This window comes from Mesorhizobium sp. WSM1497, assembly GCF_001672455.2.
In the GTDB taxonomy this organism is placed as follows: Bacteria; Pseudomonadota; Alphaproteobacteria; order Rhizobiales; family Rhizobiaceae; genus Mesorhizobium; species Mesorhizobium ciceri.
The window spans coordinates 5,449,662-5,472,297 of the sequence record NZ_CP021070.1 but is presented as its reverse complement, the minus strand read 5'-3'; the positions used below and the strand labels follow the sequence as shown (position 1 = coordinate 5,472,297).

Sequence of the window (22,636 nt, the reverse complement as noted above, 5' to 3'; positions counted from 1 at the left end):
CGTCACGGAAAAAACAAGGACACCGCGGGCGTCGAGAGGGCAGACAGCCCGCGGTGCGCCGTCGAAACGGCTTAATTCTGAGGCGGCAGGTTGACGGTCTCGGGCAAGACGATTCCTTCGGGCACGCTGCCGGTCATCGTCGACGTGTCGGGGCCGGCTGCGGACTTGTCGTCCATCATCGCTGCCGCGATCTTGGCGGTCTCTTTGGCGCGGGCGGTAATGGTGTGCATCGCCGACTTGCCGGTCTCGCAGACATCGGGTTTGCGTTCGCAAATGCCGGCGATATCGCCAACCGCTTCGCGTGCCGCAAACAAGGCCTGGATCGGTCCGACGCTTTCATGCCCCGCTTCATCGGGGCCGACACTCAATGGCAGCGCCAGCAGCACCAGCGAAAACCAGAAAGCCATTCTTATGAGGAAGACCATGCCCTTGCCCTCTCGTCGTGACCGGATCATGCATCCATATGGCATGACCTCTTTTGTAGGCAGGATTTTGGCACACAGGCGCAAAGGACGGCTTGCGGGCAAAGAGAGAATTTTCCTCAAATTTTAGGCAAATTCGAAACGAACCGTTCTGCAATCGATTTGTCTCAAATCCGAGTAATTTTCCTTAACAACAAATAACCATATATCCCCATGATTTCCCTGCGTTTTCCTTGAAATAGGGAAGTCCAGGTGCCGAGTGCGCCCGGCCGATGGGTGCCGTCGGCGGATAACTCTCCGTTTACTATGGCTGCATTTGTCCGTGCTTTCGGCCGCCGGCATCCCGATATTTGCCGCAGGCCGGGCCCTGGTCGGCCCTGCCTTATCCATTCCTTAAACGCTGGATGCGAGTTTCAAAGCCAACCAGAACCATCTGCAAAGCAGAGCTGTCCACGACAAGTGCGAGTGCGTTGAGTTGAGTTCAATCAAGGCCAGATACGTTGAATTGCCTGGCGCGATTTCGGCCGGTTGCGAACGTATGGTCCATCCGTCCATCCTTGGGCGGAGCGACCGCGAGCGCCAGCGCCGCTTTATCGGCGTCATGCTCGCCGCTCCTTTCTTTGTCGCCGGTGCCGCGGTCACGCTGGTTACTTCAGGCATGGGCGTCGCCGTCACCATGGCCGCCATCTTCGCCGCCTTTGGCCTGTGCTGGTTCGTCGCCTTGCTGGTGGCGGCGACCGGCAAGATGGCGATAGCGAGTTGGGTCGCCCTGGTGCTGGCCGGCATTTCTCTCGGCAGTCTCATTGCCGCCGCGGGCGGGCTGAGTTCGCCTGTCGCCATGCTTGTCGTGGCGCTGCCTTTTGAAGCCTGGTGGATCGGCGCTTCGCGGCGCGCGGCACTGTGGGGAGCCGTGTCGGCCGCTGTCGCCATCTTGGCTCAGCCTTTGGCTGGAACCGTATTCCCGTTCGCAGGAGCGCAGATCGCGGCGTGGCACTGGTTGGTGCCGTTGGCCTGGACGCTCACACTGATCCCGCGCGCATCGGCATTTCAAAACACGGCCGATGCGGCTGATGTGCTCGACACTGCCGACCGGCTCGAAGACATCATCGATGCGGTGGTCTTGCGCGTCGCCCGTCATGGCGAGGTCCTGGACGCGTCGCCAAAAGCGCGCACGCTTTTGAAACTGCCGCCCGAACTGCTGTCCGGAAACGGCCTCTTCGATCGCGTCCATCTGTCGGATCGCGTTTCCTATCTCAGCGCAATGGCCGACATGCGCGACGGCGCACTGTCGCGCCGGCTCGAATTGCGCATCCGGCTGCCTCAGAATGGCAATGGCCTGACGGCCGACAATTACCGGCCGTTCTCGCTTGATCTCGTGCGTGGTGAGGAACAGGGTGATGTCTTTACGTTCGTCCTGAGGCAGAATGACGAGATCGCCCGGTTGCGCGAGGATCTGGCGGCAGCCAATGAGGCGGCCGCGTCCGCCGAGGTGGCGAAGGGACGCTTCCTGGCGGTGGTCAGCCACGAACTGCGCACGCCGTTAAATGCCATTATCGGCTTCTCGGATATGCTGCTGCATGAGATGTTCGGCGCCTTCAAGGATCCGCGCCAGAAAGAATATGTCGGCTTGGTACGGGATTCGGGCCAGCATCTGCTCGCCGTCGTAACCTCGATACTCGACGTGTCCAGGATTGAATCGGGCGTCTATGCGACCGAACCCGAGCCGTTCCGGTTCGCGGAAGCGGTCGACATGTGCCAGTCGATGATGCAACTGCAGGCGCAGGCCAAGAACATCGATCTGCAGGCGCAGATCGCGCCGGACGCCGGCGACATCAATGCCGATCAGCGCGCCGTGCAGCAGATGCTCATCAACCTGGTCTCCAACGCGATCAAGTTCACTCCCGACGGCGGCGACGTCGTCGTCGGCGCCAAGCGGATCGGTTCGCGCCTGCATTTCTGGGTCAGGGACACCGGCATCGGCATCGCCGAGGAGGATTTCGCCAATCTCGGCAAGCCCTTCATGCAGATCCAGAACGACTATACGCGCCGTTTCGAGGGGACTGGTCTTGGCCTTTCACTGGTCAAGGGCCTGGTGGCGCTGCACGAGGGCACGATGTCCATCGAAAGCATGCCAGGCGAGGGCACCACGGTGACCATCAGCCTGCCGGTGAACGGACCGAAGGGACATCAGGCGGAGAAAGCCGGCGTGCTGACCATGCCTGTGGCGATGGCGAAAGGGGACAGAGATGGCTCGCTCCGCAAAACCGGCTAAGGCGGTCAAGCGCCGCAGCAATGCCTTTCAGGACGGCGCTGTCGCCGTCGGCGGCATGATCTCGCGCAATCCCGTCCTGGTGGGCGGCTCGACGGCATTCCTGGTGACGCTGTTCTACGTCTCGGCCAATGCCTTGTGGTACCAACCTTTCCCGCATGCCGGCGCATTTTTTGCGACCCGCAGCATTGCGGGCTTTCCGCACGCGACGCCCGACGAACCGGAGACGACATTCAACATCGTGCGGCCATCCGGCGCGCCGGCACCGATCAAGGGCGATCCGGTTGTCGAGCAGGTGCAAGGCATATTGAAGGATCTCGATTTCTATTCCGGGACGGTTGACGGCATTTCCGGACCCAACACCCGCAAGGCCATCCAGGACTATCAGCAGAAGGTCGGGCTCAACACGTCCGGCGAGATCGACGCGCTTCTGCTCGATCAACTGGGCGCGACGCCGAAGACAGCTTCCGTCGTGCCCAGGCCGCAGCCGCGCCCGGATATGCCGGCCGCCGTTCCGGTGTCTTTGCAGACAGGTTCGGGACAGACAAATTCCGGGCAGGCGGATGCCGCGACGCAAGCGCCCGATGCCCGCATCGTCAAGATCCAGGCCGGGCTCAAGGCGTTCGGCAATGACGACATGCAGCTGGATGGTGTCGTCGGCGCGCGCACGAAGGCGGCGATCAAGGAATTCCAGTCGCTGTTCGGGCTGCCGCAGACCGGCGAGCCCGATGAGATCGTCTACGTCAAGATGCGCGAGATCGGCCTGACCAACTGACGGCCGAAACGACGGCTCGCCGAGCGGCGGAAATATCGATAGAGAACCGGCAGTTTCGGGAGCTCTCTCATGCGCGTCACATCGGATCTGTGGGTTTCGGCCCTGTTGCGCCGGATTTTCGGCGCCGGTGGATTTGCCGCCGTGGTCAAGCGTGGCGCGACCGAGGCCGGCGCTGTGTTCGTGCTGGCGCGGGGCAGGCTGGGTGAGGTTGCCCTGTTCGGGCCGGCGCCGCAGACAAGCTACGATTCGGCCAAGCCCGACGACCGGTTTTTCACTCTGCTCGGAGCTGGTGACGATCCCGCGGTGCTCGACGCCAGGCTGGAACGGGAGAAAAAATTCGATCCCGACATCTGGGTGGTCGAAATCGAGGCCGGTGCCGTGCCCGTCGAGGAGCTTATTTCCGTGAAGACGCCCTGAGGCCGGAAGAAGCCGCCGCATCGTCGCTGTTCGAAGCGGTGCGTGTATCGCTGTTGGCAGGTGCTGCGCCGCGAACCACCCTTGAAAGGATTTCCGCTCTCCACGACCGCATCTTGTCCTGGGCCGCCTCGCGATGCAGCAGCCGGTAGCGGTCGAGGAAAGTCCGGATAGCCTGCGGGTGCGGGAACTGGCTGGGATAGACGGCAACCGTGACCAGGAAGGCCCTGTCTTCGCTGAGGTCGAGCGAGCGCAAGGCGACAAGCAGCGAGGCATAATTCTGGTTGGCGGTGAGCGATCGCGCGATCTCGAAATCGATGTCGAGCGCATCGGCGAGCGCGGTCTGGAAGAACGCGGCGTTTCCCGTCAGCGCTGTCTCGCGCAATTTCATATAGGTGTCGGCGCCCTTGAAAGGCTCGGCGGTCGCTGTCTTCTCGTCGCCGGTGCGCATCATCGAGCGCAGCCTGCGCCGTGCATTCTCGGCCGCGATGCCGAGTGTCTGTTCCCGGGCTGGCTCGCCGGAGGCGGTATCCGCGCTCGCTGGCGCGATCTTGTCTGCCCCAGCGGCGTTCGCATCCGGGTCCGGCGCGCGCACCAGGGTTGGCCTCTCGAGGGCCCTGATCAGGTCAGCAATGGTCGGGTTCAAGCCCTTGCGGCGCGCAATGGCACGCGCATGCGGCAGGCCATGCCGCCCGATCAGGGCGATGAGATCGATGTCGCTGACGGCGCGTGAGCGGATGAGCAGCGGCGCGGCAATGTCAACCGGTTCCTCGCAAAGACGGCGCACCAGGGCGGCGGGTGCGTATTCGCATTCGGAAAGGGCGGCTGCCACGTAACGGCGGGATTCGACGGACACGTCATTGAACAGCGGCAGCGTCAGGTCTTCGAGCTGGCCGATCTCGCGGCGTGAAGGGCGGGTGAGCGAGCAGAACGCCGACACCGCGGCGCGGAATAGCCTTTCGGCCTTTCCCGAGTCTTTTCGTGCCGCGATTTGCCTGAAGTCCGAAGATGACACGAAGGATACGCCCGTACTCGACACAAGCTTGGCGCGCTCGACCGGGATTGTGTCGGTTTCGCGAGCACCAAGAACAAAGATCAAGTTAGCGACGATCCGTTAGCGTTCCGTTAACCCTCTGCCGGCCTTAATGACATTTGGAGGCGTTGCGTTGTGCTCCGGGGAAACCGAGAGGAATGCGCGAACCATGGGCATGGTACTGTCTTTCGTGCCGCGTACGGCACCAAACACCAGAGCAAAGCAAACCGCCGAAATGCCGGCGGCGGTGATCATCTTTCCCGGCATCCGCTATGAGCGGTCGCATGCCGGCGAAGTGCGGCCGGTCGATCCCGACAAGACGGGGTCGCCAGGGACGAAGCCGGTCCCGCACCACTGAGTTTCGGCGGCCACGGACCTTTGGTCCGGGATCATGTCTAGTGCATGTCGCCCAAAAGTGACCTCGGTTTTGGAGAACGACATGCATGAAAACAAAGACCTGAAGCGGGTCGTCTGAATCCGTTCAGACGCGTCACGTTCTAGAAGTCCTGCAACTCACAGGAACTCTGTTCGAAGAAGCGCGACACGATCGGCTTCCAGCTGCTGTCGGGGACGAAGGCACGGATGACGAAGATGCCTTCCTCGATCGGCGCTTCGACGAAGATCGCCCCCTGAAGATCCTCTGGAAGGTCCTTGCGCACGTCGATCATCTGCGCCGGCGTCAGCACCACGGCATCCAGAACGCCGCCGGTCGCTGTGTGGTCGTTGAAGGAATAGATGTTGTGGCCGCTGCGATCATAGACCGACACCGACCAGAACGGGACATGTCCAGGTGCCTTGACGCGGACCAAACCTTCGCCCAGGTCGAACCGGCACGCCGTTGCATAAAACAGCGGGTCGACGGATTTCACCACGGGCGCCCCACCGGCCTCGGCATCGAGCCGCGTCATCTTGTAGAGATCCGAAGCCATGGACAGCCGCGACCAGGCGTCGCGTTCGGAAAATTCAGGCACCAGAAGCAGCACGGCGATGTGCACGATGCCGGCGCCGAGCAGGCCGAGCAGGACGGCATGCAGAAGTCTGCGCATCGCCGCATAAAAACTACGCATTGCAGCCGACCTTGACGATCCGCGGCAGCGAGACGTCCGACAGGCCCGTGCTGCTGGCGATTGGCGTGTCGTAGAAGGTCAGCACGAAATACATCCTGCCGAAGCCGTCTGTCAGCAGCCAATTGCCGGGCATCGGGTGATGGCCGGCGGAAATGATCACCGAATTGTCGGGCTGGCGCACCACCCCGTAGGATTGCAGCGCCGCCAGCCGGGATTTGCCGGTCTCGACCACGCTGAGCGACTGGTCGGCGGCGTAGAGCGTCCAGAACCGCGCCGTCGGAAATCCGCCCTCGATGGTGTAGGTGCATTCGCGCTTGAGCTCGGCGCCGCCCGTGTCTCGCTCGGCGACGAAGGACAGCCCCTCGGCACGGCCGAGTGCAAGCACGCCCTCGCGCGCCACGCGAGCCTTGGAATAAGGATCGGCGGACGGCGTGCCGATATCGGGAAAGGCTGTCCATTGACCGATCCGGATGGCGCCGACGCCATCCTGGACTTTCAGCGCATACCAGACGCTGCCGCCACCGCCGATGATGGCTATGGCAAGCGAAAGCAACGTCAGGAAGGCAGTTTTGAGCATGAAGGGCCGGGGACACCGAAGAGTTGCCGCTCGGGGATATCGCGGCGCAGGGCCTTGTGGCAAGCGGGCCGATGTAGAATTGCAGCCGCCTCTTCCTTCCCCCCCGCGGGAGACGGTGGCCGAGCGAAGCTCGGTCGGATGAGGGTGTTCCAGGCGCGCCATCACAGCGCCGACAGCGTCTCCGGCGGTTGAGGCGTATTGAGGACGGGCGCCGACTGGAACAGGTTGGTCATGTCCCGCAGCGTCTGCGTCGTGCGGCTGGACAGCACCGGCGGCCGTTCGGCGGCTGCATCAGCCACCGCCTGCGCGTCGCTCTTCTTCTGTGCTTCCTCGGCCTTGGCAGCGATCTCCTCGTCGACGAAGGGCTTGTCGATGCCCGGGATCGGCTTGAGGTCGATGTTCTGGTGCGCATAGACCATCAGGCGCTGCCATACCATCGCAGGCAGCGAGCCGCCGGTCATGTTCTTGGTCGGCGTGAAATCGTCATTGCCCATCCATACTGCCGCCGTGTAGTTGCCGGTGAAGCCGACAAACCAGGCGTCGCGGTAGGATTGCGTCGTGCCCGTCTTGCCGGCGACGACGATGTTGGGAAGTTGGGCCCGCCGCGCCGTGCCCATCACCGGTACTGCCGCCAGCATGGTGTTCATCGATTTCAGCGCCTGCTCCGACAACACCCGGTGTGGCGGCGGCGCATCCTTGGCGAAATCATAAACCACCTCGCCGGTGCGGGTGACGAGTTGGCTGATGCCGTGCCGGAAGCCGACGAAACCGTTGTCGGCGAACACGCTGTAGCCCGTCGCCTGGTCCATCACCGTCATGCCCGAGGTGCCCAGCACCATCGTCTTGTGCGCTTCGAGCGGCGATTCTACGCCCATCGCCTCGGCCATGGCCTTGATCGGCCCGATGCCAAGGTGATCCTTGGCCAGCCGAACCGGCACGGTGTTGATCGATTTGGCCATAGCCATGATCAGAGTTACATTGCCCGCCGATCCGCCGCTGTAATTGTGCGGCGACCAGGACCCCCAGCTGATCGGGCCGCCGGAGATGATGGAGTTGGGCGTGAAGCCGTGTTCCATCGCCGTTGCATAGACATAGGGTTTGAATGACGAGCCGGTCTGGCGCAGCGCCTTGGTGGCGCGGTTGAACTGGCTGGCGCCATAGTCGCGGCCGCCGACGATGGCGCGCACGGCGCCGTTGGTCTCGATGACGACGACGGCACCTTCGGTGACGTTGTACTCCTTGCCGAACTGGCGCAGGTGGAACTCCACCGATTCTTCCGCTGCCTTCTGGATGTTCGCGTCGAAGGTGGTGTGGGCAACAAGCGAGTGCTGGCCCGGTTTGGCGATCTTCTTGACCTCGTCGAATGCCCAGTCGAGGTAATAGTCCGGACTTTTCTGCTCGCCGCGGTCGACGACGTCGGCCGGATGCAGCCTTGCCTGCAGAACCTGCCCCTCGGTCATGAAGCCGGAATCGACAAGGTTGGACAGCACCACATTGGCGCGTGCGCGCGCTGCCGGCAGGTTGATGTGCGGCGCATATTTGGTGGGCGCCTTGAACAGCCCGGCCAGCATCGCCGCCTCGGCGAGGTTCAGATCCTTGACGCTCTTGCCGAAATAGAAATCGGCGGCCGCCTCGATGCCGAACGTACCGCCCCCCATGTAGGCTCGATCGAGATAGAGCTGCAGGATTTCCTTCTTCGACAGATTGGCCTCGAGCCACAGCGACAGGAAGGCTTCCTTGATCTTGCGCTCCAGCGTGCGCTCATTGGTGAGGAACAGGTTCTTGGCCAGCTGCTGGGTTATGCTCGAGCCGCCCTGAACGACGGAATTGGCCCGCACATTCTCGAAGATGGCGCGGGAAAGGCCGAGCACATCGATGCCGTAGTGATCGAAGAAGCGGCGATCCTCGGTAGCAAGCACCGCCTTGATGACGTGATCGGGCATCTCGTCGACCGGCACGGAATCGCGCTGGATGATGCCGCGCTGGCCGATCTCGTTGCCATAGCGGTCGAGGAAGGTGACGGCGAAGTCGCCCTGGGCGCGCCAGTCGCCGGCCGTATCCTGGAAAGCCGGAATGGCCAGCGCCAGCATCACCACGATGCCGCCGGCGCCGAGCGTAAAACCTTCGCTCAACACTTCGATGATGCCACGGCGCCAGCCGTTGACGCGGAAGCGCCGCGAGAAGATCGTCGCCGATTCCCAGAACTGGCGCGCCTTGAAGCCGATCTCGTAGAGCGACGAATCGATCCACGCGTCGAGCGCCAGCAGCCGGGCGGCGATCGGACCTCTTCTCTTGCGCGGTTCGGGACTGGCCATTCGGAATCCGGCTAGCAATTGCACGACCTGAGTACCGCAAACCGGCAATTTCAGGGCGATGCATTCCGCAAGACTATTCCTCCATTTTTCCAGCACTCACAAGGGCAGCGAAGACACAGTATCGGGTTTGTTGCTGAGGGGCGAGCCGGCTCAGGCCGGTTCGCGCTTCAGCGCCTGCGCCATGCAGTGGATGCCGCCGCCGGTCTTCGAAATCTCGCTCATGTCGACGGCCGCGACCTCGAAACCGCGGGCCTTGAGCTGGCCGATCAGCGACTGGCTGGAGGTCGGCGCGATCACGCGGTCCTTGCCCAGCGACATGAAGTTGCAGCCGAGCGCCATCGTGTCCTGGAACGGCACGTCGATGATCTCGTGGCCTTTGCCCTTCAGCCAGTCGACAATGCCGGGCTCGGTGCAGGCAAGGCAGACGGCGGTCAGTTTTTCGGCGATCGGCACCACCATCAGGTCGATATGGACGTAATATTCGTCGATGAAAGCGATGCGGGTTTCCCAGCCTTCCTTGTCGAACCAGGCCTGCACCTGGCGCGCACCTTCCTCCTGCGTGCGCGCGCCGCCGCAGCCTATCAGCACGACGCCGTCCTCGATGACGTTGAAGTCGCCGCCCTCGAAGGTACCAGCCGTGACCATGTCGTAGATCGGGATGCCGAGTTTTTCATAGGTGCGGATCGCGGCATAGTTCTCGCCGCGCCGCCACCAGTTGGCCATGGCGGTGATGAAGGCGCCGTAGGGCGTCATGACGCTGGAATCGCGGGAATAGACCTGCATCGGCAGCTCGGGCGTCGGCTCGTGCCAGTGGATGTTGACGCCGAAATGCTCGTAGGCGGCGACCAGGTCCTTGTGCTGTGCTTGTGCGATCTGGACGTTGCAGGGCGCCTCGCGCAGGTGCTTGCGCGACAGCGAGCTGGTCGAGAGATGCCGCAGGAAATTGGGCGAACCGAGCAGGACGTCGGTCAGCACGTCGGTCTCGTTGGCAAACCCCCAGGCGGTCAGCGGCTTGGTGCCGCCGGCGGGGTTGCGGCGCTGCAGCGAAAACGGCTCGGCGACAATGCGGTCATGAACGGTCATGGGATGCTCCTCGTGAGGTGACTTGGGGGTGTCTGATTGCTCGGTATCCACCAGTCGCGTCCACGCGGAGTGGTGACATATTCTGGCCAGCGAAACCCGATCGGCGGCTCGTAGTCGCAAAGCGGTGCGATCCAGTTCGAACCGCCGATGCCGCCGCCGGTGCGGGTAACGAACTCGTCCATCGCCGCTTCGCGGGCAGTCTGGTCTTCCAGCAGGCGAAGGGCGGCGAGCGCGATCGTGCGGGAGGCGCAGGCCACCATCGGGTCGATCGTGGCCGAAATACCGCCCAGCGCATTCATCACCCAGGCTGGATAGGGATAGCCGGTCTCCGAACGCAGCGCCGGGCGGGCGACATAGAAGCGCGCCGTCGGCGTGTGCCAGCTCATGTCGGTGTAGTCGTCGGAGGTCGAATTGACCTGCGAGGGCGGCAGGTCGCGGCGCAGGATCGCTTCCGCCGCCTGCGGCTCGATCAGGCGCTCCAGCTCTTCGATGAACGGCTCGTCGCTCGCCATGCGCCCGGCATTGACCTGTATTTCGCGCGCGACTGCCTTGGCGTCTTCGTCCCAGCGCGGCGGCCCGACCGTCGACAGCGCTTCATAGGCGATCTCGGCCATGGCATGATTGGCAAGTCCCGGTCGTGACTTCGACACCCAATGCCGCTCGGTGCGGCAACCACTCATCGCTGCCGCCGCCTCGGCATTGCGGTCGAGCACCGCGGTGACCTGCTCGGCCATGGCAAGCGTCGGCACGCGGATCATGTACTGAATCTCGGTCAGCCCCGCCGGCAAATTGTCGGCGGTCGCTTGCCCCGCCGTCAGGATCGCCTCGCTGATCGACCAGCCGCCCTGGTGAGGCAGCATGGAATCGCGCAGAGCCTTGGAGGCCATGTACATCATCATCAATGCGTCGTTGGCGCCGGGCGCGCGCGCCGCCGAATGTGCTTGCGGAATGGGTGCAGCGCCCGCAGCCAGCGCCCAGCGCTCCGGTTGGTCGCAGATGAAGCGATAGATCATCGCGTAGGCCGCGCCGCAATGCGTGTCCCAGCGCGCCGTGTTGCAGAGCGGCAGCATGTAGAACGGATGAAAGGAGATCATGCCGGCAAGGCCGTCATAATAGCCCTTGGCGGCATGGATCGGCTTTGACCCACGCACCTTTTCCGCCGGCTCGCCGGTGAAGCGCAGCGTGCCTGATATGCCGTGGCGCTGCATCGCGGCCTTGGTCGCCAGCAGCCCGCCGAGGCTCGAAATACCCAGCCCGGAATGCGGGTCGGTGTGGCCGCCGGCCTGGTTGCCAAGTCCCCGGCGCGGACGCTCGACCGTAGCGGCATCCTGGCAATTGCCCGGCACCGCGTCGTATTCGGCGTACATGCCGATGGTCGGGCCGGGGCCGTTGGTCCAATGAGCGCAGAAGGCGGTCGGCATGCCGCCGGAGCCTTCTTCGACAGAAAAGCCTTCGAGTTTCAGTCGCTCGACATACCAGGCGGCGGATTGATATTCCCGCCACGCGGTCTCGCCGTGATCGAAGATGATGCGTGTCCACGCGGACAACAACGGCTGGATGCCGTCGAGACAGGCAAGGGCGGTTGCTTGCGCCGAGGTGGCCACCGGTTTCTCCATGGCATGAGAAGAAAGCAGTGAAGCGGTTCGCTAAAAAGTGATATGTTTTCCCGGTTCGTGCAAATTCGGTTCACCTGAGGCTCCTTGCGTATACCATCCACACAAGCGCTGCGTGCGCTCGACAGCTTCGCCCGCCATGGCAGCGTCTGGCGCGCCGCCGACGAGTTGCACCTGACCCGCAGCGCCGTGAGCCATCAGCTTCGTCTGCTGGAGCGCGATCTCGGCTTCGACCTGCTCGAACGCATCGGCAAGGGCGTGGCGCTGACGCCGCGCGGCCAGCGCTACGCCAGCGACGTGCGCAAGGCGCTCACCGTTTTGGGCGATGCGGTGACGCGGGACGCCGGCACCGGCGTCGGCGGCTCGTTCGCCGTCAGTTGCACGCCCGGCTTCGCCTCGCTGTTCTTGTGCACCCATATCGGCGAGTTCCGGCAGATGTATCCTGACGTGGCGCTGCGCATCCTGACGCCGCGCCGGCTCGACGATGTCAGCAACGCAGATGCCGATGCCTTCATTGCGTTTGGTGTCGGCAATTGGCCGAACCGGGCGGTCGAGCCGCTCTGCGAAATCTCGTTCACGCCGCTCTGCAGCCCGACGCTGCTCAACAAGGTCGGCGGGTTTTCCCGGCCGTCGGACGTGCTACGCGCCAACCTGCTGCATCTCGACGACACCGAGGATTGGGCGCGCTGGCTGGCGCTGTCCAAGGTGGAAAACCCCGACATTGAGGGCGGCATCTTCTTTTCCGACATGAACCTGGTCTTTTCGGCGGCGATTGCCGGGCAAGGCATCGCCATGGGCGACGAACTGACCAGCCGGCGGGCGCTGAGCGAGGGCCGGCTGGTCAGGCCGTTCGACATCGCGATCAAGTCGCCGCGCTCCTATTTCCTGGTCTCCGAACACGCCAAGGCCTCGCATCCGGTGCTGGAAGCGTTCGCGGGATGGCTGCGGTCGAAACTCCAGGAGAACCGCATTCTGCCGTATTGAGGGCAAGGCGGCGCCATCTCGCCATAGATGAATGGAATTTGCCGATCACGCGAAAACTATTCGGTTGCGGTGAGCCGGCACCCTGCCTACGATTTCGACAAGCGTTAGGGAAAGGGCAGTATGCAGCAACCCGGCCGTGCCGCAGAGATCAAGGCAATCGGGATCGGCAAGAGCTTCGGCTCGTTCCGTGCGCTGGACAATCTGTCGCTCGATATCGGCCGTGGCGAGTTCCTGACCCTGCTCGGGCCGTCGGGTTCGGGCAAGACCACCTTCCTGATGATCCTTGCGGGCTTCGTGCAGCCGACCGAGGGCAAGCTGTTCAGCGACGGCGTCGACATCACCGACCGACCGGCAGAGCAACGTGCCGCCGGCATGGTGTTCCAGGGCTACGCGCTGTTCCCGCATATGAGCGTCGAAGCCAACATCGCCTTTCCACTCAAGGTGCGCAAGAAACCGGCCGCCGACATCAAGCGCCGTGTCGGCGAGATGATCGAGCGCGTCGGTCTCAAGGGCCACGAGAAGAAACTGCCGGCGCAACTGTCGGGCGGCCAGCAGCAGCGCGTGGCGCTGGCCCGTGCGCTGGTGTTCGAACCTGGCGTGCTGTTGCTCGATGAGCCGTTCTCGGCGCTCGACAAGAGCCTGCGCGGCCAGATGCAGGCCGAGATGAAGCGGCTGCACCAGGAAACCGGAACCACTTTCGTCTTCGTCACCCACGACCAGAGCGAGGCGCTGGCGCTGTCGTCGCGCGTTGCCATCTTCAACCACGGCAAACTGCTGCAGGTTGGAGCGCCCGACGAAGTCTACGACCGGCCGGACAACCGCTTCGTCGCCGAGTTCCTCGGCGAAATCAACATGCTGCCGCTGAAGGGCGTCAAGCCTGCCGGCAATGGCTCGACCGGCCTTTGCGAAGACCGCGCGGTCAGCATGGGCTGCAAGGCCGAACTCGTGCGCGGCGATGCCATCCTGGCGATCCGGCCCGAATACATGTCGATATCGGGCGAGGCGGCGGATGGCGAGAATGGCATCGCCGCTACCGCCACCAACTCCACCTATCTGGGCGCTGCGACGCGGCTCGACCTGACGACACGGCAAGGCGCCAAGGTTACCGTCTCGGTGCCGAACGAGGTGGCGGCCGCAGCGCTCAGCAAGGGCAATTCCGTCTGGCTCACCTGGCCGGCGGAAAAGGGTTTCCTCCTTCCGCATGGAGGGCAATGACGACGGTGTGGCGAGATGTCGCTCCACCGCTTTCCGGCACTATCAACAACAAAAAAGGGGAACTGACATGACACATGACACCAAAAAACAAGCCGTCGAGAGCCTGTCCGCCAGGGCAGGTCGCGGCGAGATCTCGCGCCGGCAGTTCACGCAGCTGGCGGCACTCGTGCTGGCCGGCACGCCGATGCTGCTGCGCTCGACAGGTGCCTTTGCGCAGGCCAAGGAACTGGTGCTGGTCAACTGGGGTGGCGATGCCATCACCGCCTATGATGCCGCCTATGGCCAGGCCTTCACCAAGGACACCGGCATCGCCGTCAAGATGGACGGTTCGGGTCCGACTGAAGGCGCCATCGCCGCGCAGTTCAAGAGCGGCGCGCCGACCTGGGATCTCGTCGACGTGGACCCCTTCTCGGCCATCACGCTCGGCGCCCAAGGGGCTCTCGAGCCGATCGATTACAACATCGTCGACAAGAAGAAGATGCGGCCCGGCTTTGGTTGGGAATACGCCGCCTCGACCTATTTCTTCTCCTATGTCATCGCCTATGATTCCGAGAAGTACGGCAAGGACGCGCCGACCAGCATGGCCGATTTCTTCGACGTGAAGAAATTCCCCGGCAAGCGCTCGCTCTACAAATGGGGCGTATCGAGCTGGGAAGCAGCACTTCTGGCCGACGGCATCGCGCCGGCGTCGCTCTACCCGCTCGACCTCAAGCGCGCCCATGACAAGATCGCCGCGTTCAAGGAAAACGTCGTTGCCTATTGGGGTGGCGGCGCCGAAAGCCAGAGCGTGCTGCTCAATGGCGAGGCCTCGATGGCGATCGTCTGGTCGACGCGCGCTTCGCTGATCGAGCAGGATTCGGGCGGCAAGATCAAGTTCATCTGGGACCAGGGGCTGATCTCGCCCGGTGCGCTGGCCGTGCTCAAGAACAACCCCGGCGGCAAGGACGCTGCGATGAAGTTCATCGCCAGTGCCCAGGACCCTGAAAAGCAGTTGGTCATGTTCGACAAGCTCGGCCAAGGTCCTGCAAACCCGGCGGCAGACGCGCTGATCACGGCCGACAAGAAGCGCATCAACCCGGTCGATCCCGAGAACATGAAGAAGCAGATCGCGCTCGACATGGACTGGTACGCCAAGAACTACGGGCCGGCGCTCGACGAATACACCAAGATCATCTCGGCCTGATCAGGGCCGGGGTAATCGGGTCAATGAGATCCTATCTCTCCGACAGGATGGGCGCGGCGCTGTTGATGGCGCCGCTGCTCCTGTTTCTTGTCCTGGCCTATGCCTGGCCGTTCCTTGGCGTCGTCAAATGGAGTTTTACGCTGCCGACGCCCGGCCTCGGCCAATATGAGGCGCTGCTCACTGACGATCTGGTGCAGTCGGTGTTCATCCGCACGCTGCGCATCGCGGCGGTCGTCACCGTGGTTTCGGTGGCCGCTGCCTACGCCATCACCGTCGTCTGGGTGCGTGGAACCCCGGCACAGCGCCTGATCGCCGAGTTCTGCATTCTCGTTCCCTTCTGGATTTCCGTGCTGACCCGTGCCTTCGGCTGGGTGGCGCTGCTCTCCAATCGCGGCCTGATCAACACGTGGCTGCAGGCGATCGGCTTCACCTCCGAACCGCTGGCGTTGGTGCGCAACGAATTCGGCGTCATCGTCGGCATGACGCACTTCCTCATTCCTTTCGCCGTTTTTCCGCTGGCATCGGCCATGCGCAGCCTCGACGACCGCGTGCTCCTGGCGGCGCGCGGGCTCGGCTCCAGCCGCATGCGCACCTTCTGGACGGTGTTCGTGCCGATGACGCGCTCCGGCATCATAGGCGCGGCGATGATCGTTTTCGTCTTCTCGCTCGGCTTCTTCGTCACGCCAGCGATCCTTGGCGGCGGCCGCAGCGTCATGATTGCCGAGCTGATCTATCTCAGGATATTCCAGAGCCCGGACTGGGGCTTGGGTGCAGCGATCAGCGTCGTGCTGGTGCTGTTCGTCGGCGCGCTGATGGCGCTCTTGTTCCGATATGTCAGACCGAAGCAGTTGATCTGATGCCGACCTACCGCCCCGGTCCCGTCTCGCTGATCATCGCCGCCTTCGTGGCGCTGTTCCTGCTGATGCCGCTGCTCGCCGTCATCCCGGTGTCGCTGACGCCGAGCCGCATGCTGGCCATGCCGTCGGGCGAACTGTCGCTGCGCCATTACCGGGCGCTGATCGAAGACCCGCGCTGGCTCCAATCGATTCTGCTCTCGATCCGCATCGGTGTCGTCAGCAGCGCCTTTTCAACTGTGCTGGCGCTGTGCTTCAGCCTTGGCGTCTGGATGTTCCAGCCGCGCTTCACCGCGGCCCTGGTCGGCTTCGTGCTACTGCCGATGGTGGTGCCGCCGGTGGTCTCGGCGATCACGCTCTACTTCTTGCTCACCTCGATCTCGGGTTTCAGCGCGTTCTTCGGCTACGACACCTGGCTTGGCGTCGCCATGGCCCATTCGGTGATGACCGTGCCCTTCGCCACGGTGCTGATGCTGGTCTCTCTCAGCCAGCTCGACCGCCGCATCGACCTTGCCGCGCGGGGCTTAGGGGCCACTGTGTGGGAGCGCGCCACCCGCATCATCATGCCCAACATCAAGTTCGGCATCGTCACCGCCGCACTTCTCTCCTTCGTGCTGTCCTGGGAAGAAATCGGCGTCACTTTGTTCATCACCTCTGTCAACGCCATCACGCTGCCGCGGCTCATGTGGATGGGCTTGCGCGACAACATCGACCCGGCGATCGCGGCATTGTCGGTGATCCTGATCATCATCACCGTGCTGGTGCTGGCGGTGCGCAGTTTCGTGGCCAGGCAGCGCGGAGCCTAGACAAACCTCACCGAGACGCGGCCAAACCTGCCTAGATCGCCGATGACTTCGTCGCCTGCCTCGACGCTTATCGGTGTCACGCAGGTGCCGGTAATCACCACCTGTCCCGGCTGGAGCGCTATGCCCAGGCCCGACAGTTCATTGACGATCCAGGTAAGCGCGATGCGAGGATCGCCCAATACGGCTGCTCCCGATCCGCTATGTTGCGACCTTCCGGAAACGGACGCGATCACGGGGTGCTTTGCAAGATCCACGTCGTGCCAGTCGTCTTCCGCCGCCTCGCCGATGACAAACAGGTTGGCGCAGGCATTGTCCGCAATGAGCTGCGGCGCCCCGACGGCGCAGAAATCGTCATACCGTGAGTCCGGGATTTCGATCGCCGGGTGCAAGCTCGCTACGGCTTCCATCGCCTCGGCGATTTCATAGGGTGCCGCACGAGGCGGCAGCTCGCGGCCGAAACGGAAAGCGAACTCGATCTCGGCCACGCGCATCTTGCTCGTCGCCAGGGAAACGGTCCCGCCGATCTCCACCGCTTTCTCGGCCAGGAGACGTCCGGCCATGGGGCCGTCGACGTTGATGTGCCTTTGTCCCGCCAGACTGGTCGCGGCAATCTTCCAGCCGAAAAGCGGAGCCGCCGAGCGATCCATGACATGCGACTGGATAGCGTAACCTTCGAGCCGTGTTTGTGGGCGCAACGCCTCGGGTATGGCGTCGAGACGGGTGCCCTTGTCCCAGTGGCCTACCAACAACCGCGACGCAGCCCTGGTCTTTTCTGCATCGAGCATCATCAGCTTCCGAAATTGCTTCGTGGATCAAAAACGGCAAGGAAACATTGCGTCATGCGACGCTGTATGGAGCGAGAATATGTGACCAGGAATCGAGAGTCCATGTTCACGGCGTGGTGCCCGCGACGGTGGTCTTGGCAAAGCCGCCCTTTCGAGATCATCGGCATCCATCATTCCGATGACGAATCGCCATCGCCTCTGCGCGTCGAATGGCTATATCTGTCAGAACACGCAGAACGCGGACAGCTTCCGAAAAGCAACAGTCGGCAGCGCAGGAACCGGAGGAAAAGACGATGACCGCGCCAGGCGATTTACAGCAGGCACTGTTTCTCAGGCTGAAAAGCGATCCATCGCTGTCGGCCTTGCTGGGCGGCGCCGGACTGCTCGAACGGCCAGCCGACAACGCCGCTTTTCCGTACGTGACCTGCGGCCATACCTCCGCTTTCGACTGGGATACGGGCATCGAGAACACCGACGATCAGTTGATTACGCTGCATGTCTGGTCGAAAGCCCATGGGGATGCCGAAACGCTAGCCATCATGGCCGCCATCCAGGCGCGCCTTGCCGACGCAGCATTGGTGATCGGCCCTCGCGGCCAGACACGACTGTCGCTGGAATTTGCCGAAGCCCGCCATGACGAGGATCTGCTCGTGCATCACGGGCTGCTGCGTTTTCGCGCGATGACGCAGGAAAATGCCTGATGCGCTTTCAATATGGTCAAAACGGAGTCTAGACTGGACTTTCGCGGGATTTCGCCTGTTCGAGGCGGTGAAATTCCAGGTTGACTGTCTCGCGTTGCAGGGGTGTGACGAGGATGTTTTCAGCGGCGTTCACCGTTCATTTCACGTTCAGCACCGATGCGTTACAACGCCGGTCATGAAAACGCTTCGCTCCCACTTCCGAACCGCGACACTGGCGCTTTGTGCTGCCGGACTGTTTGCGTCGCAGGCGATGGCGATGCCGGTCATCGCGCCGCCCGATCTTGCCAGTCCGATCGTACTGGCGGCCTCCGATTGCTACGCCATCGGCCAACAGGTGGCTGAGCAGAATGGCGGAACGCTGGCCAAGGCCTCGCAATCGACGCGCGGCGGTCAGCCTGTCTGTGTCATCGTCGTGCTCGTTCCGGGCAAGGACGGACAACGTCCGCGCCGTTCCGAGATCGTCGTTCCGCTGAACTGATCCAATCAACCTTAGGCCACGTTTCCCAGGCCGCCGGAATCGGCCTATATCTGCCCCAGTTTTCAATCCTACAAAGCTCTTCATCCGACAAAGCTCTTCAACAGGTATCGAACTCCGCATGCGTGTACTGGTCGTCGAAGATGACAAGGATCTCAATCGGCAGATATCGGATGCGCTGGTCGATGCCGGCTATGTCGTCGACCGCGCCTTCGACGGCGAGGAAGGCCATTTCCTCGGCGACACCGAGCCCTATGACGCGGTCGTGCTCGATATCGGCCTGCCGCAGATGGACGGCATCAGCGTGGTCGAGCGCTGGCGACGCGGCGGCCGCAAGATGCCGGTGCTGATCCTGACGGCGCGCGACCGCTGGAGCGACAAGGTTTCCGGCATCGATGCCGGCGCCGACGACTACGTCACCAAGCCGTTCCACATCGAGGAGGTGCTGGCGAGGCTGCGGGCTCTGATCCGGCGCGCTGCCGGCCATGCCTCGTCCGAGCTGACCTGCGGACCGCTGCGCCTCGACACCAAGGCCTCCAAGGCCGATGTCGGCGGCGTGCCGCTGAAGCTGACGTCGCACGAATTCCGCCTGCTTGCCTATCTGATGCACCATATGGGCGAGGTCGTCTCGCGGACCGAACTGGTCGAGCATCTCTACGATCAGGATTTCGACCGCGATTCCAACACCATCGAGGTGTTTGTCGGGCGGCTGCGCAAGAAGATGGGCATCGACATGATCGAAACCGTGCGCGGCATGGGCTACCGCATGCGTGAGCCGGAGGCGTAACTCGGAACCGCTCAAACCAACCGCAAGGACGCCGCTTTCGCTGCGTTTGTGGCCGCGTTCGCTGACGTTCCGCGTCATCGCCTTTTCCACGGTCTGGGCGATCGTGACGCTCGTTGTCATCTTCACCTTGATCACCACCCTATACCGCCAGGCCAGCGAGCGCGGCTTCGACAGCCTGCTTTCGGCGCATCTGTTCAACCTGATCGGTTCGATCGGCATCTCCGACAGCGGTGCGCTGACCGGCGCGCCAGATCTCGGCGACCTCCGGTTCTCGGAGCCGAATTCGGGCTGGTACTGGTCGGTTGAGCCCGCTTCGGAAGGCGTGCATGGCGATCTCCATTCGTCGTCGATGACCACGACGATCCCGTCACCGAGCGTTGCCGAGGTGCCGTTCAACGCGAGCTTCCAGCGCAGCTACGCAGCCGAAGGCATCGACGGCGAGCAGCTCGAAGTGTTCGAGAGCGAATTCGTCCTCGACGCCAAGAACCGCGCCGCGCGTTTCCGCGTCATGGGCAACCAGAGCGAACTCGAACAGGAAATCGCCACCTTTCAGCGTCGCCTGCTGACCTATCTCAGCCTGTTCGGCGTCGGCATGATCGCCATCAACGCGATCGCAATCCTGCTCGGCCTGCAGCCGCTGCGCCGGGTCAGGAACGCGCTCGCCATGGTGCGCGAAGGCACCGCCCAGAGGCTCGACGGCCGCTTCCCGGCCGAGATCGAACCGCTTGCCAACGAAACCAATGCGCTGATCGAAAACAACAGGCGCATCGTCGAGCGGTCGCGAACACAGGTCGGCAATCTCGCCCATTCGCTGAAGACGCCGCTGGCGGTACTGCTCAACGAGGGCCGCGCGCTCGGCGGCGCCAAGGGGCAGTTGATCGCCGAACAGGCGGCTTCCATGCAGAAGCAGGTCGAACACTATCTCCAGCGCGCCCGCGTCGCGGCACAACGCGACAGCGTCGTCTACCGCACGCCGGTGACGCCGCTGGTGCAGCGCATGGTGCGGGTTCTGCGGAAGCTCAATCCGCAGACAAATCTATCGCTGTCGCTGCCGGCGGCCGAGATCGTCTTCGCCGGCGAGCGCGAGGACCTTGAGGAACTGCTGGGCAATCTCCTTGAAAACGCGATGAAATGGGCAAAGAGCACGGTGCAGGTCTCGGTCGTGCCCTTGACCGGCAAGGACGACCCGGCCGGCCTGTTCGAGATCGGCATAGAGGATGACGGTCCGGGCATTCCCGAGGACAAGGCGCGCGAGGCGCTGAAGCGCGGACGGCGTCTGGACGAGACAAAGCCCGGAACAGGTCTGGGCCTGGCCATTGTCGCAGACCTCGTCAACGAGTATGGAGGCGTTCTGGCGCTCGAACGGTCCGGTATGGGCGGATTGAAGGCGGTGGTGCGATTGCGGAGCCTTCAGTGATGTTCACCAGAGCCGATCGACATAGGGGGGGCGGGAGATGTTGTTGGCGGCATGTCCATTGGTCCCGCAGCGGCCAGCGGCCAAATTTCCGACAAATATCAATACTATGGCCACGCCGACTTCTCGATGACGCGGCCCCCGGCGCATCCATGGCAGGCTCCAACTCAAGAAAACCGGTTGTTGGCATGAAGATTCGCGTCGCGCTTGTTTCCGCATTGCTGGCTGTTTCCGGCTGCACCACCTTGAGCGGCAAGGGTCCAACCGTGGCAGCGACACCGGCCTCGACACCTCCTTCCAGCGGCAAGGTGACCACGACGATCATTTCGGCGATGGGCGGCGGCCTCATCAGCGGGGCGATCGGCAACGGCCTCAGCGAGACCGAGAAGCGCAGCGCGCTCGAGGCTGAGTACAAAGCGCTGGAATACACGACCAGCGGCCAGAAGGTGACGTGGAAAGGCGCCCAGGCTTCGCGCTACGGCGAGGTGGTTCCGGCCCAGCCCTACCGCGTCGGTTCGCAGGACTGCCGCCAGTACACGCAGACGGTGTTTTCCGGCGGCGCCGGAGTCACGGCGCGCGGAACCGCTTGCCGCAACGCCGATGGCAGCTGGACGCCGCTGACCTGACGACCGTCTGCCGACGATTGGCGGCTGGCGTCGTCAAAGCGTCGCAGCATGCATCTGTTGGCACGGCAGAGCTCTGCCGTTATTGGAAGAACCATGCTGTTCTGGGTCATAGCCGCCATTCTCACGCTGGGTGCAAGCCTGGCGGTGCTGTTGCCGCTGGCCGCCAGCGCGAAGGGCGCGTCGTCGAGCGGCGAACATGATCTCGAAGTCTATCGCGACCAACTGTCCGAGCTTGACCGCGACGCCGCGCGTGGCTTGATCCAGCCGGCCGAAACGGCCGAAGCCCGCGCCGAGATCGCTCGCCGCATCCTTCGCCTTGACAATGCGGGTACCGCCGGCGGCGCAAACGCGGGCCGAGCGCCGGCCACCGCAAGGCTGGTGGCAACCGTAGCCGTGCTGGCGGTGCCGCTGGTCAGTTGGGGGCTCTATGTCAAGCTTGGCTCTCCCGACCTGCCGTCACAACCGCTCAGCGAGCGGTTGGCCAAGAATCCCGCCGACAGTTCGGTCGACGAACTGGTGGCGCGGGCCGAAGCCCATCTGGCCGCCAATCCCACCGATGGCAGGGGCTGGGACGTGCTTGCACCGGTCTATCTGCGCATGCAGCGCTTTTCCGACGCGGCGGATGCCTATCGCAACGCCATTCGGCTTGATGGCGACAGCGCCGTTCGCCAGGCAGGTCTCGGAGAGGCGATCGCCGGCGCGGCAGGCGGCATTGTCTCGGCCGATGCCCAGGATGCTTTCGAGGCAGCCCTGAAGCTCGATCCGGCCAATGCGAAGGCCAGTTTCTACCTGGCCATGGCGTTGGCGCAGGAGGGTCGCGCCAAGGAAGCGACCACGGCATGGCAGGCGATGCTGGGCAGATTGCCGCCGGACTCGCCATGGCGCGGTGCCGTCGAGCAGGCGCTGGCCAAGTCCGGCAACCCCGAAGTGGCTTCCGGCGGCGCCGCCAACGGCCCCGATGCCGGCGATATCGACGCCGCATCCTCGATGTCGCCGCAGGATCGGGAAGCCATGATCAACACCATGGTTGCCGGCCTTGACGACAAACTGCGGCAAAATCCGCACGACCCGGAAGGATGGATGCGGCTCGTTCGTTCCTATGTCGTGCTTGGCAAGGCCGATCAGGCGCGTGAGGCGCTCGGTCGCGCCATTGCCGTCTTTGGGGCCGACAGTGACCAGGCGAAGAAATTCACCGCCTTTGCCGCTTCGCTTGGGCTTGCGGCGACGGAGTAGAACAA

Annotated in this window: 23 protein-coding genes; 15 read left to right on the top strand and 8 right to left on the bottom strand. The window is 63.4% G+C overall.

Going from position 1 to position 22,636, the window contains the following annotated elements; all coding sequences use genetic code 11:
* Nucleotides 1-71: 71 nt before the first annotated feature.
* On the bottom strand, nt 72-425 hold the full coding sequence (locus tag A9K65_RS26955) for a DUF5330 domain-containing protein (protein ID WP_013532658.1): 354 nt from the start codon (nt 423-425) through the stop codon (nt 72-74).
* A gap of 535 nt (nt 426-960) precedes the next feature.
* Between A9K65_RS26955 and A9K65_RS26950 the strand changes: the two genes are divergently transcribed.
* From A9K65_RS26950 to A9K65_RS26940, 3 genes are all read left to right on the top strand, one after another.
* Entirely contained in the window at nt 961-2,694 is a 1,734-nt protein-coding gene (locus tag A9K65_RS26950; RefSeq protein ID WP_064993402.1) for an ATP-binding protein, read from the top strand.
* The gene (locus A9K65_RS26945; protein ID WP_013532656.1) at nt 2,669-3,466 is read left to right on the top strand and encodes a peptidoglycan-binding protein; all 798 of its coding nucleotides are present in this window, start codon (nt 2,669-2,671) and stop codon (nt 3,464-3,466) included. Before A9K65_RS26950 ends, A9K65_RS26945 begins: the two co-directional genes overlap by 26 nt.
* A 69-nt stretch (nt 3,467-3,535) precedes the next feature.
* Nucleotides 3,536-3,883 (top strand): DUF1491 family protein, encoded by a 348-nt coding sequence (locus A9K65_RS26940; protein WP_064993401.1) that lies wholly within the window; start codon nt 3,536-3,538, stop codon nt 3,881-3,883.
* On the opposite strand, the gene A9K65_RS26935 is transcribed toward A9K65_RS26940, so the two are convergent.
* Complete coding sequence (locus tag A9K65_RS26935; RefSeq protein WP_024505538.1) at nt 3,861-4,895, bottom strand: hypothetical protein; 1,035 nt, start codon at nt 4,893-4,895, stop codon at nt 3,861-3,863. The two genes, A9K65_RS26940 and A9K65_RS26935, sit on opposite strands and share 23 nt — an antisense overlap.
* A 187-nt stretch (nt 4,896-5,082) precedes the next feature.
* Between A9K65_RS26935 and A9K65_RS26930 the strand changes: the two genes are divergently transcribed.
* A complete protein-coding gene (locus tag A9K65_RS26930; protein ID WP_013532653.1) occupies nt 5,083-5,271 on the top strand; it encodes a hypothetical protein in 189 nt (62 codons plus the stop codon).
* A 139-nt stretch (nt 5,272-5,410) separates the two neighbouring features.
* On the opposite strand, the gene A9K65_RS26925 is transcribed toward A9K65_RS26930, so the two are convergent.
* The 5 genes from A9K65_RS26925 to A9K65_RS26905 form a co-directional block, all read right to left on the bottom strand.
* Complete coding sequence (locus A9K65_RS26925) at nt 5,411-5,980, bottom strand: DUF1254 domain-containing protein (protein WP_013532652.1); 570 nt, start codon at nt 5,978-5,980, stop codon at nt 5,411-5,413.
* Nucleotides 5,973-6,557, bottom strand: a complete 585-nt coding sequence (locus A9K65_RS26920; protein WP_063171733.1) for a DUF1214 domain-containing protein — start codon at nt 6,555-6,557, stop codon at nt 5,973-5,975. Before A9K65_RS26920 ends, A9K65_RS26925 begins: the two co-directional genes overlap by 8 nt.
* 161 nt (nt 6,558-6,718) lie before the next feature.
* The gene (locus A9K65_RS26915) at nt 6,719-8,872 is read right to left on the bottom strand and encodes a penicillin-binding protein 1A (protein ID WP_024505299.1); all 2,154 of its coding nucleotides are present in this window, start codon (nt 8,870-8,872) and stop codon (nt 6,719-6,721) included.
* Nucleotides 8,873-9,022: 150 nt separating this feature from the next.
* Complete coding sequence (locus A9K65_RS26910) at nt 9,023-9,955, bottom strand: dimethylarginine dimethylaminohydrolase family protein (RefSeq protein WP_013532649.1); 933 nt, start codon at nt 9,953-9,955, stop codon at nt 9,023-9,025.
* Nucleotides 9,952-11,571 carry a peptidase M20 gene (locus A9K65_RS26905; RefSeq protein ID WP_064993400.1) on the bottom strand — a complete coding sequence of 540 codons (1,620 nt, stop codon included), beginning with the start codon at nt 11,569-11,571 and terminating at the stop codon, nt 9,952-9,954. The genes A9K65_RS26910 and A9K65_RS26905 overlap by 4 nt, the downstream gene beginning before the upstream one ends.
* Before the next feature lie 84 nt (nt 11,572-11,655).
* On the opposite strand from A9K65_RS26905, the gene A9K65_RS26900 reads away from it, so the two are divergent.
* From A9K65_RS26900 to A9K65_RS26880, 5 genes are all read left to right on the top strand, one after another.
* On the top strand, nt 11,656-12,552 hold the full coding sequence (locus A9K65_RS26900) for a LysR substrate-binding domain-containing protein (protein ID WP_013532647.1): 897 nt from the start codon (nt 11,656-11,658) through the stop codon (nt 12,550-12,552).
* Between the two features lie 120 nt (nt 12,553-12,672).
* A complete protein-coding gene (locus A9K65_RS26895) occupies nt 12,673-13,767 on the top strand; it encodes an ABC transporter ATP-binding protein (protein WP_013532646.1) in 1,095 nt (364 codons plus the stop codon).
* Between the two features lie 67 nt (nt 13,768-13,834).
* Entirely contained in the window at nt 13,835-14,950 is a 1,116-nt protein-coding gene (locus A9K65_RS26890; RefSeq protein WP_064993399.1) for an ABC transporter substrate-binding protein, read from the top strand.
* A 23-nt stretch (nt 14,951-14,973) separates the two neighbouring features.
* Entirely contained in the window at nt 14,974-15,807 is an 834-nt protein-coding gene (locus tag A9K65_RS26885; RefSeq protein ID WP_064993398.1) for an ABC transporter permease, read from the top strand.
* Nucleotides 15,807-16,610, top strand: coding sequence for an ABC transporter permease (locus A9K65_RS26880; RefSeq protein ID WP_027162976.1), 804 nt, complete (start codon nt 15,807-15,809; stop codon nt 16,608-16,610). The genes A9K65_RS26885 and A9K65_RS26880 overlap by 1 nt, the downstream gene beginning before the upstream one ends.
* On the opposite strand, the gene A9K65_RS26875 is transcribed toward A9K65_RS26880, so the two are convergent.
* Nucleotides 16,607-17,395, bottom strand: coding sequence for a fumarylacetoacetate hydrolase family protein (locus tag A9K65_RS26875; RefSeq protein WP_064993410.1), 789 nt, complete (start codon nt 17,393-17,395; stop codon nt 16,607-16,609). The two genes, A9K65_RS26880 and A9K65_RS26875, sit on opposite strands and share 4 nt — an antisense overlap.
* Before the next feature lie 293 nt (nt 17,396-17,688).
* On the opposite strand from A9K65_RS26875, the gene A9K65_RS26870 reads away from it, so the two are divergent.
* The 6 genes from A9K65_RS26870 to ccmI all read left to right on the top strand — a co-directional run bounded on the left by A9K65_RS26870 (nt 17,689) and on the right by ccmI (nt 22,631).
* Nucleotides 17,689-18,096, top strand: a complete 408-nt coding sequence (locus tag A9K65_RS26870; RefSeq protein WP_064993409.1) for a DUF3168 domain-containing protein — start codon at nt 17,689-17,691, stop codon at nt 18,094-18,096.
* Between the two features lie 175 nt (nt 18,097-18,271).
* Nucleotides 18,272-18,574 carry a hypothetical protein gene (locus tag A9K65_RS26865; RefSeq protein ID WP_013532640.1) on the top strand — a complete coding sequence of 101 codons (303 nt, stop codon included), beginning with the start codon at nt 18,272-18,274 and terminating at the stop codon, nt 18,572-18,574.
* A gap of 118 nt (nt 18,575-18,692) precedes the next feature.
* A complete protein-coding gene (locus A9K65_RS26860; RefSeq protein ID WP_013532639.1) occupies nt 18,693-19,358 on the top strand; it encodes a response regulator transcription factor in 666 nt (221 codons plus the stop codon).
* Entirely contained in the window at nt 19,342-20,775 is a 1,434-nt protein-coding gene (locus A9K65_RS26855; RefSeq protein ID WP_064993397.1) for an ATP-binding protein, read from the top strand. Before A9K65_RS26860 ends, A9K65_RS26855 begins: the two co-directional genes overlap by 17 nt.
* A 185-nt stretch (nt 20,776-20,960) precedes the next feature.
* Nucleotides 20,961-21,398, top strand: coding sequence for a hypothetical protein (locus A9K65_RS26850; protein WP_013532637.1), 438 nt, complete (start codon nt 20,961-20,963; stop codon nt 21,396-21,398).
* A 93-nt stretch (nt 21,399-21,491) separates the two neighbouring features.
* Nucleotides 21,492-22,631: a c-type cytochrome biogenesis protein CcmI gene (gene ccmI / locus A9K65_RS26845; RefSeq protein WP_064993396.1), complete on the top strand. Its 1,140-nt coding sequence runs from the start codon at nt 21,492-21,494 to the stop codon at nt 22,629-22,631.
* The last annotated feature ends 5 nt before the right edge of the window (nt 22,632-22,636 follow it).

Excerpts from the sequence above, each read along its gene's own strand:
- A9K65_RS26955 (WP_013532658.1), bottom strand. The coding sequence starts at position 425 with ATGGTCTTCCTCATAAGAATGGCTTTCTGGTTTTCGCTGGTGCTGCTG.
- A9K65_RS26950 (WP_064993402.1), top strand. The coding sequence starts at position 961 with ATGGTCCATCCGTCCATCCTTGGGCGGAGCGACCGCGAGCGCCAGCGC.
- A9K65_RS26945 (WP_013532656.1), top strand. The coding sequence starts at position 2,669 with ATGGCTCGCTCCGCAAAACCGGCTAAGGCGGTCAAGCGCCGCAGCAAT.
- A9K65_RS26940 (WP_064993401.1), top strand. The coding sequence starts at position 3,536 with ATGCGCGTCACATCGGATCTGTGGGTTTCGGCCCTGTTGCGCCGGATT.
- A9K65_RS26930 (WP_013532653.1), top strand. The coding sequence starts at position 5,083 with ATGGGCATGGTACTGTCTTTCGTGCCGCGTACGGCACCAAACACCAGA.
- A9K65_RS26925 (WP_013532652.1), bottom strand. The coding sequence starts at position 5,980 with ATGCGTAGTTTTTATGCGGCGATGCGCAGACTTCTGCATGCCGTCCTG.
- A9K65_RS26920 (WP_063171733.1), bottom strand. The coding sequence starts at position 6,557 with ATGCTCAAAACTGCCTTCCTGACGTTGCTTTCGCTTGCCATAGCCATC.
- A9K65_RS26915 (WP_024505299.1), bottom strand. The coding sequence starts at position 8,872 with ATGGCCAGTCCCGAACCGCGCAAGAGAAGAGGTCCGATCGCCGCCCGG.
- A9K65_RS26910 (WP_013532649.1), bottom strand. The coding sequence starts at position 9,955 with ATGACCGTTCATGACCGCATTGTCGCCGAGCCGTTTTCGCTGCAGCGC.
- A9K65_RS26905 (WP_064993400.1), bottom strand. The coding sequence starts at position 11,571 with ATGGAGAAACCGGTGGCCACCTCGGCGCAAGCAACCGCCCTTGCCTGT.
- A9K65_RS26895 (WP_013532646.1), top strand. The coding sequence starts at position 12,673 with ATGCAGCAACCCGGCCGTGCCGCAGAGATCAAGGCAATCGGGATCGGC.
- A9K65_RS26890 (WP_064993399.1), top strand. The coding sequence starts at position 13,835 with ATGACACATGACACCAAAAAACAAGCCGTCGAGAGCCTGTCCGCCAGG.
- A9K65_RS26885 (WP_064993398.1), top strand. The coding sequence starts at position 14,974 with ATGAGATCCTATCTCTCCGACAGGATGGGCGCGGCGCTGTTGATGGCG.
- A9K65_RS26880 (WP_027162976.1), top strand. The coding sequence starts at position 15,807 with ATGCCGACCTACCGCCCCGGTCCCGTCTCGCTGATCATCGCCGCCTTC.
- A9K65_RS26875 (WP_064993410.1), bottom strand. The coding sequence starts at position 17,395 with ATGCTCGATGCAGAAAAGACCAGGGCTGCGTCGCGGTTGTTGGTAGGC.
- A9K65_RS26870 (WP_064993409.1), top strand. The coding sequence starts at position 17,689 with ATGACCGCGCCAGGCGATTTACAGCAGGCACTGTTTCTCAGGCTGAAA.
- A9K65_RS26865 (WP_013532640.1), top strand. The coding sequence starts at position 18,272 with ATGAAAACGCTTCGCTCCCACTTCCGAACCGCGACACTGGCGCTTTGT.
- A9K65_RS26860 (WP_013532639.1), top strand. The coding sequence starts at position 18,693 with ATGCGTGTACTGGTCGTCGAAGATGACAAGGATCTCAATCGGCAGATA.
- A9K65_RS26850 (WP_013532637.1), top strand. The coding sequence starts at position 20,961 with ATGAAGATTCGCGTCGCGCTTGTTTCCGCATTGCTGGCTGTTTCCGGC.
- ccmI (WP_064993396.1), top strand. The coding sequence starts at position 21,492 with ATGCTGTTCTGGGTCATAGCCGCCATTCTCACGCTGGGTGCAAGCCTG.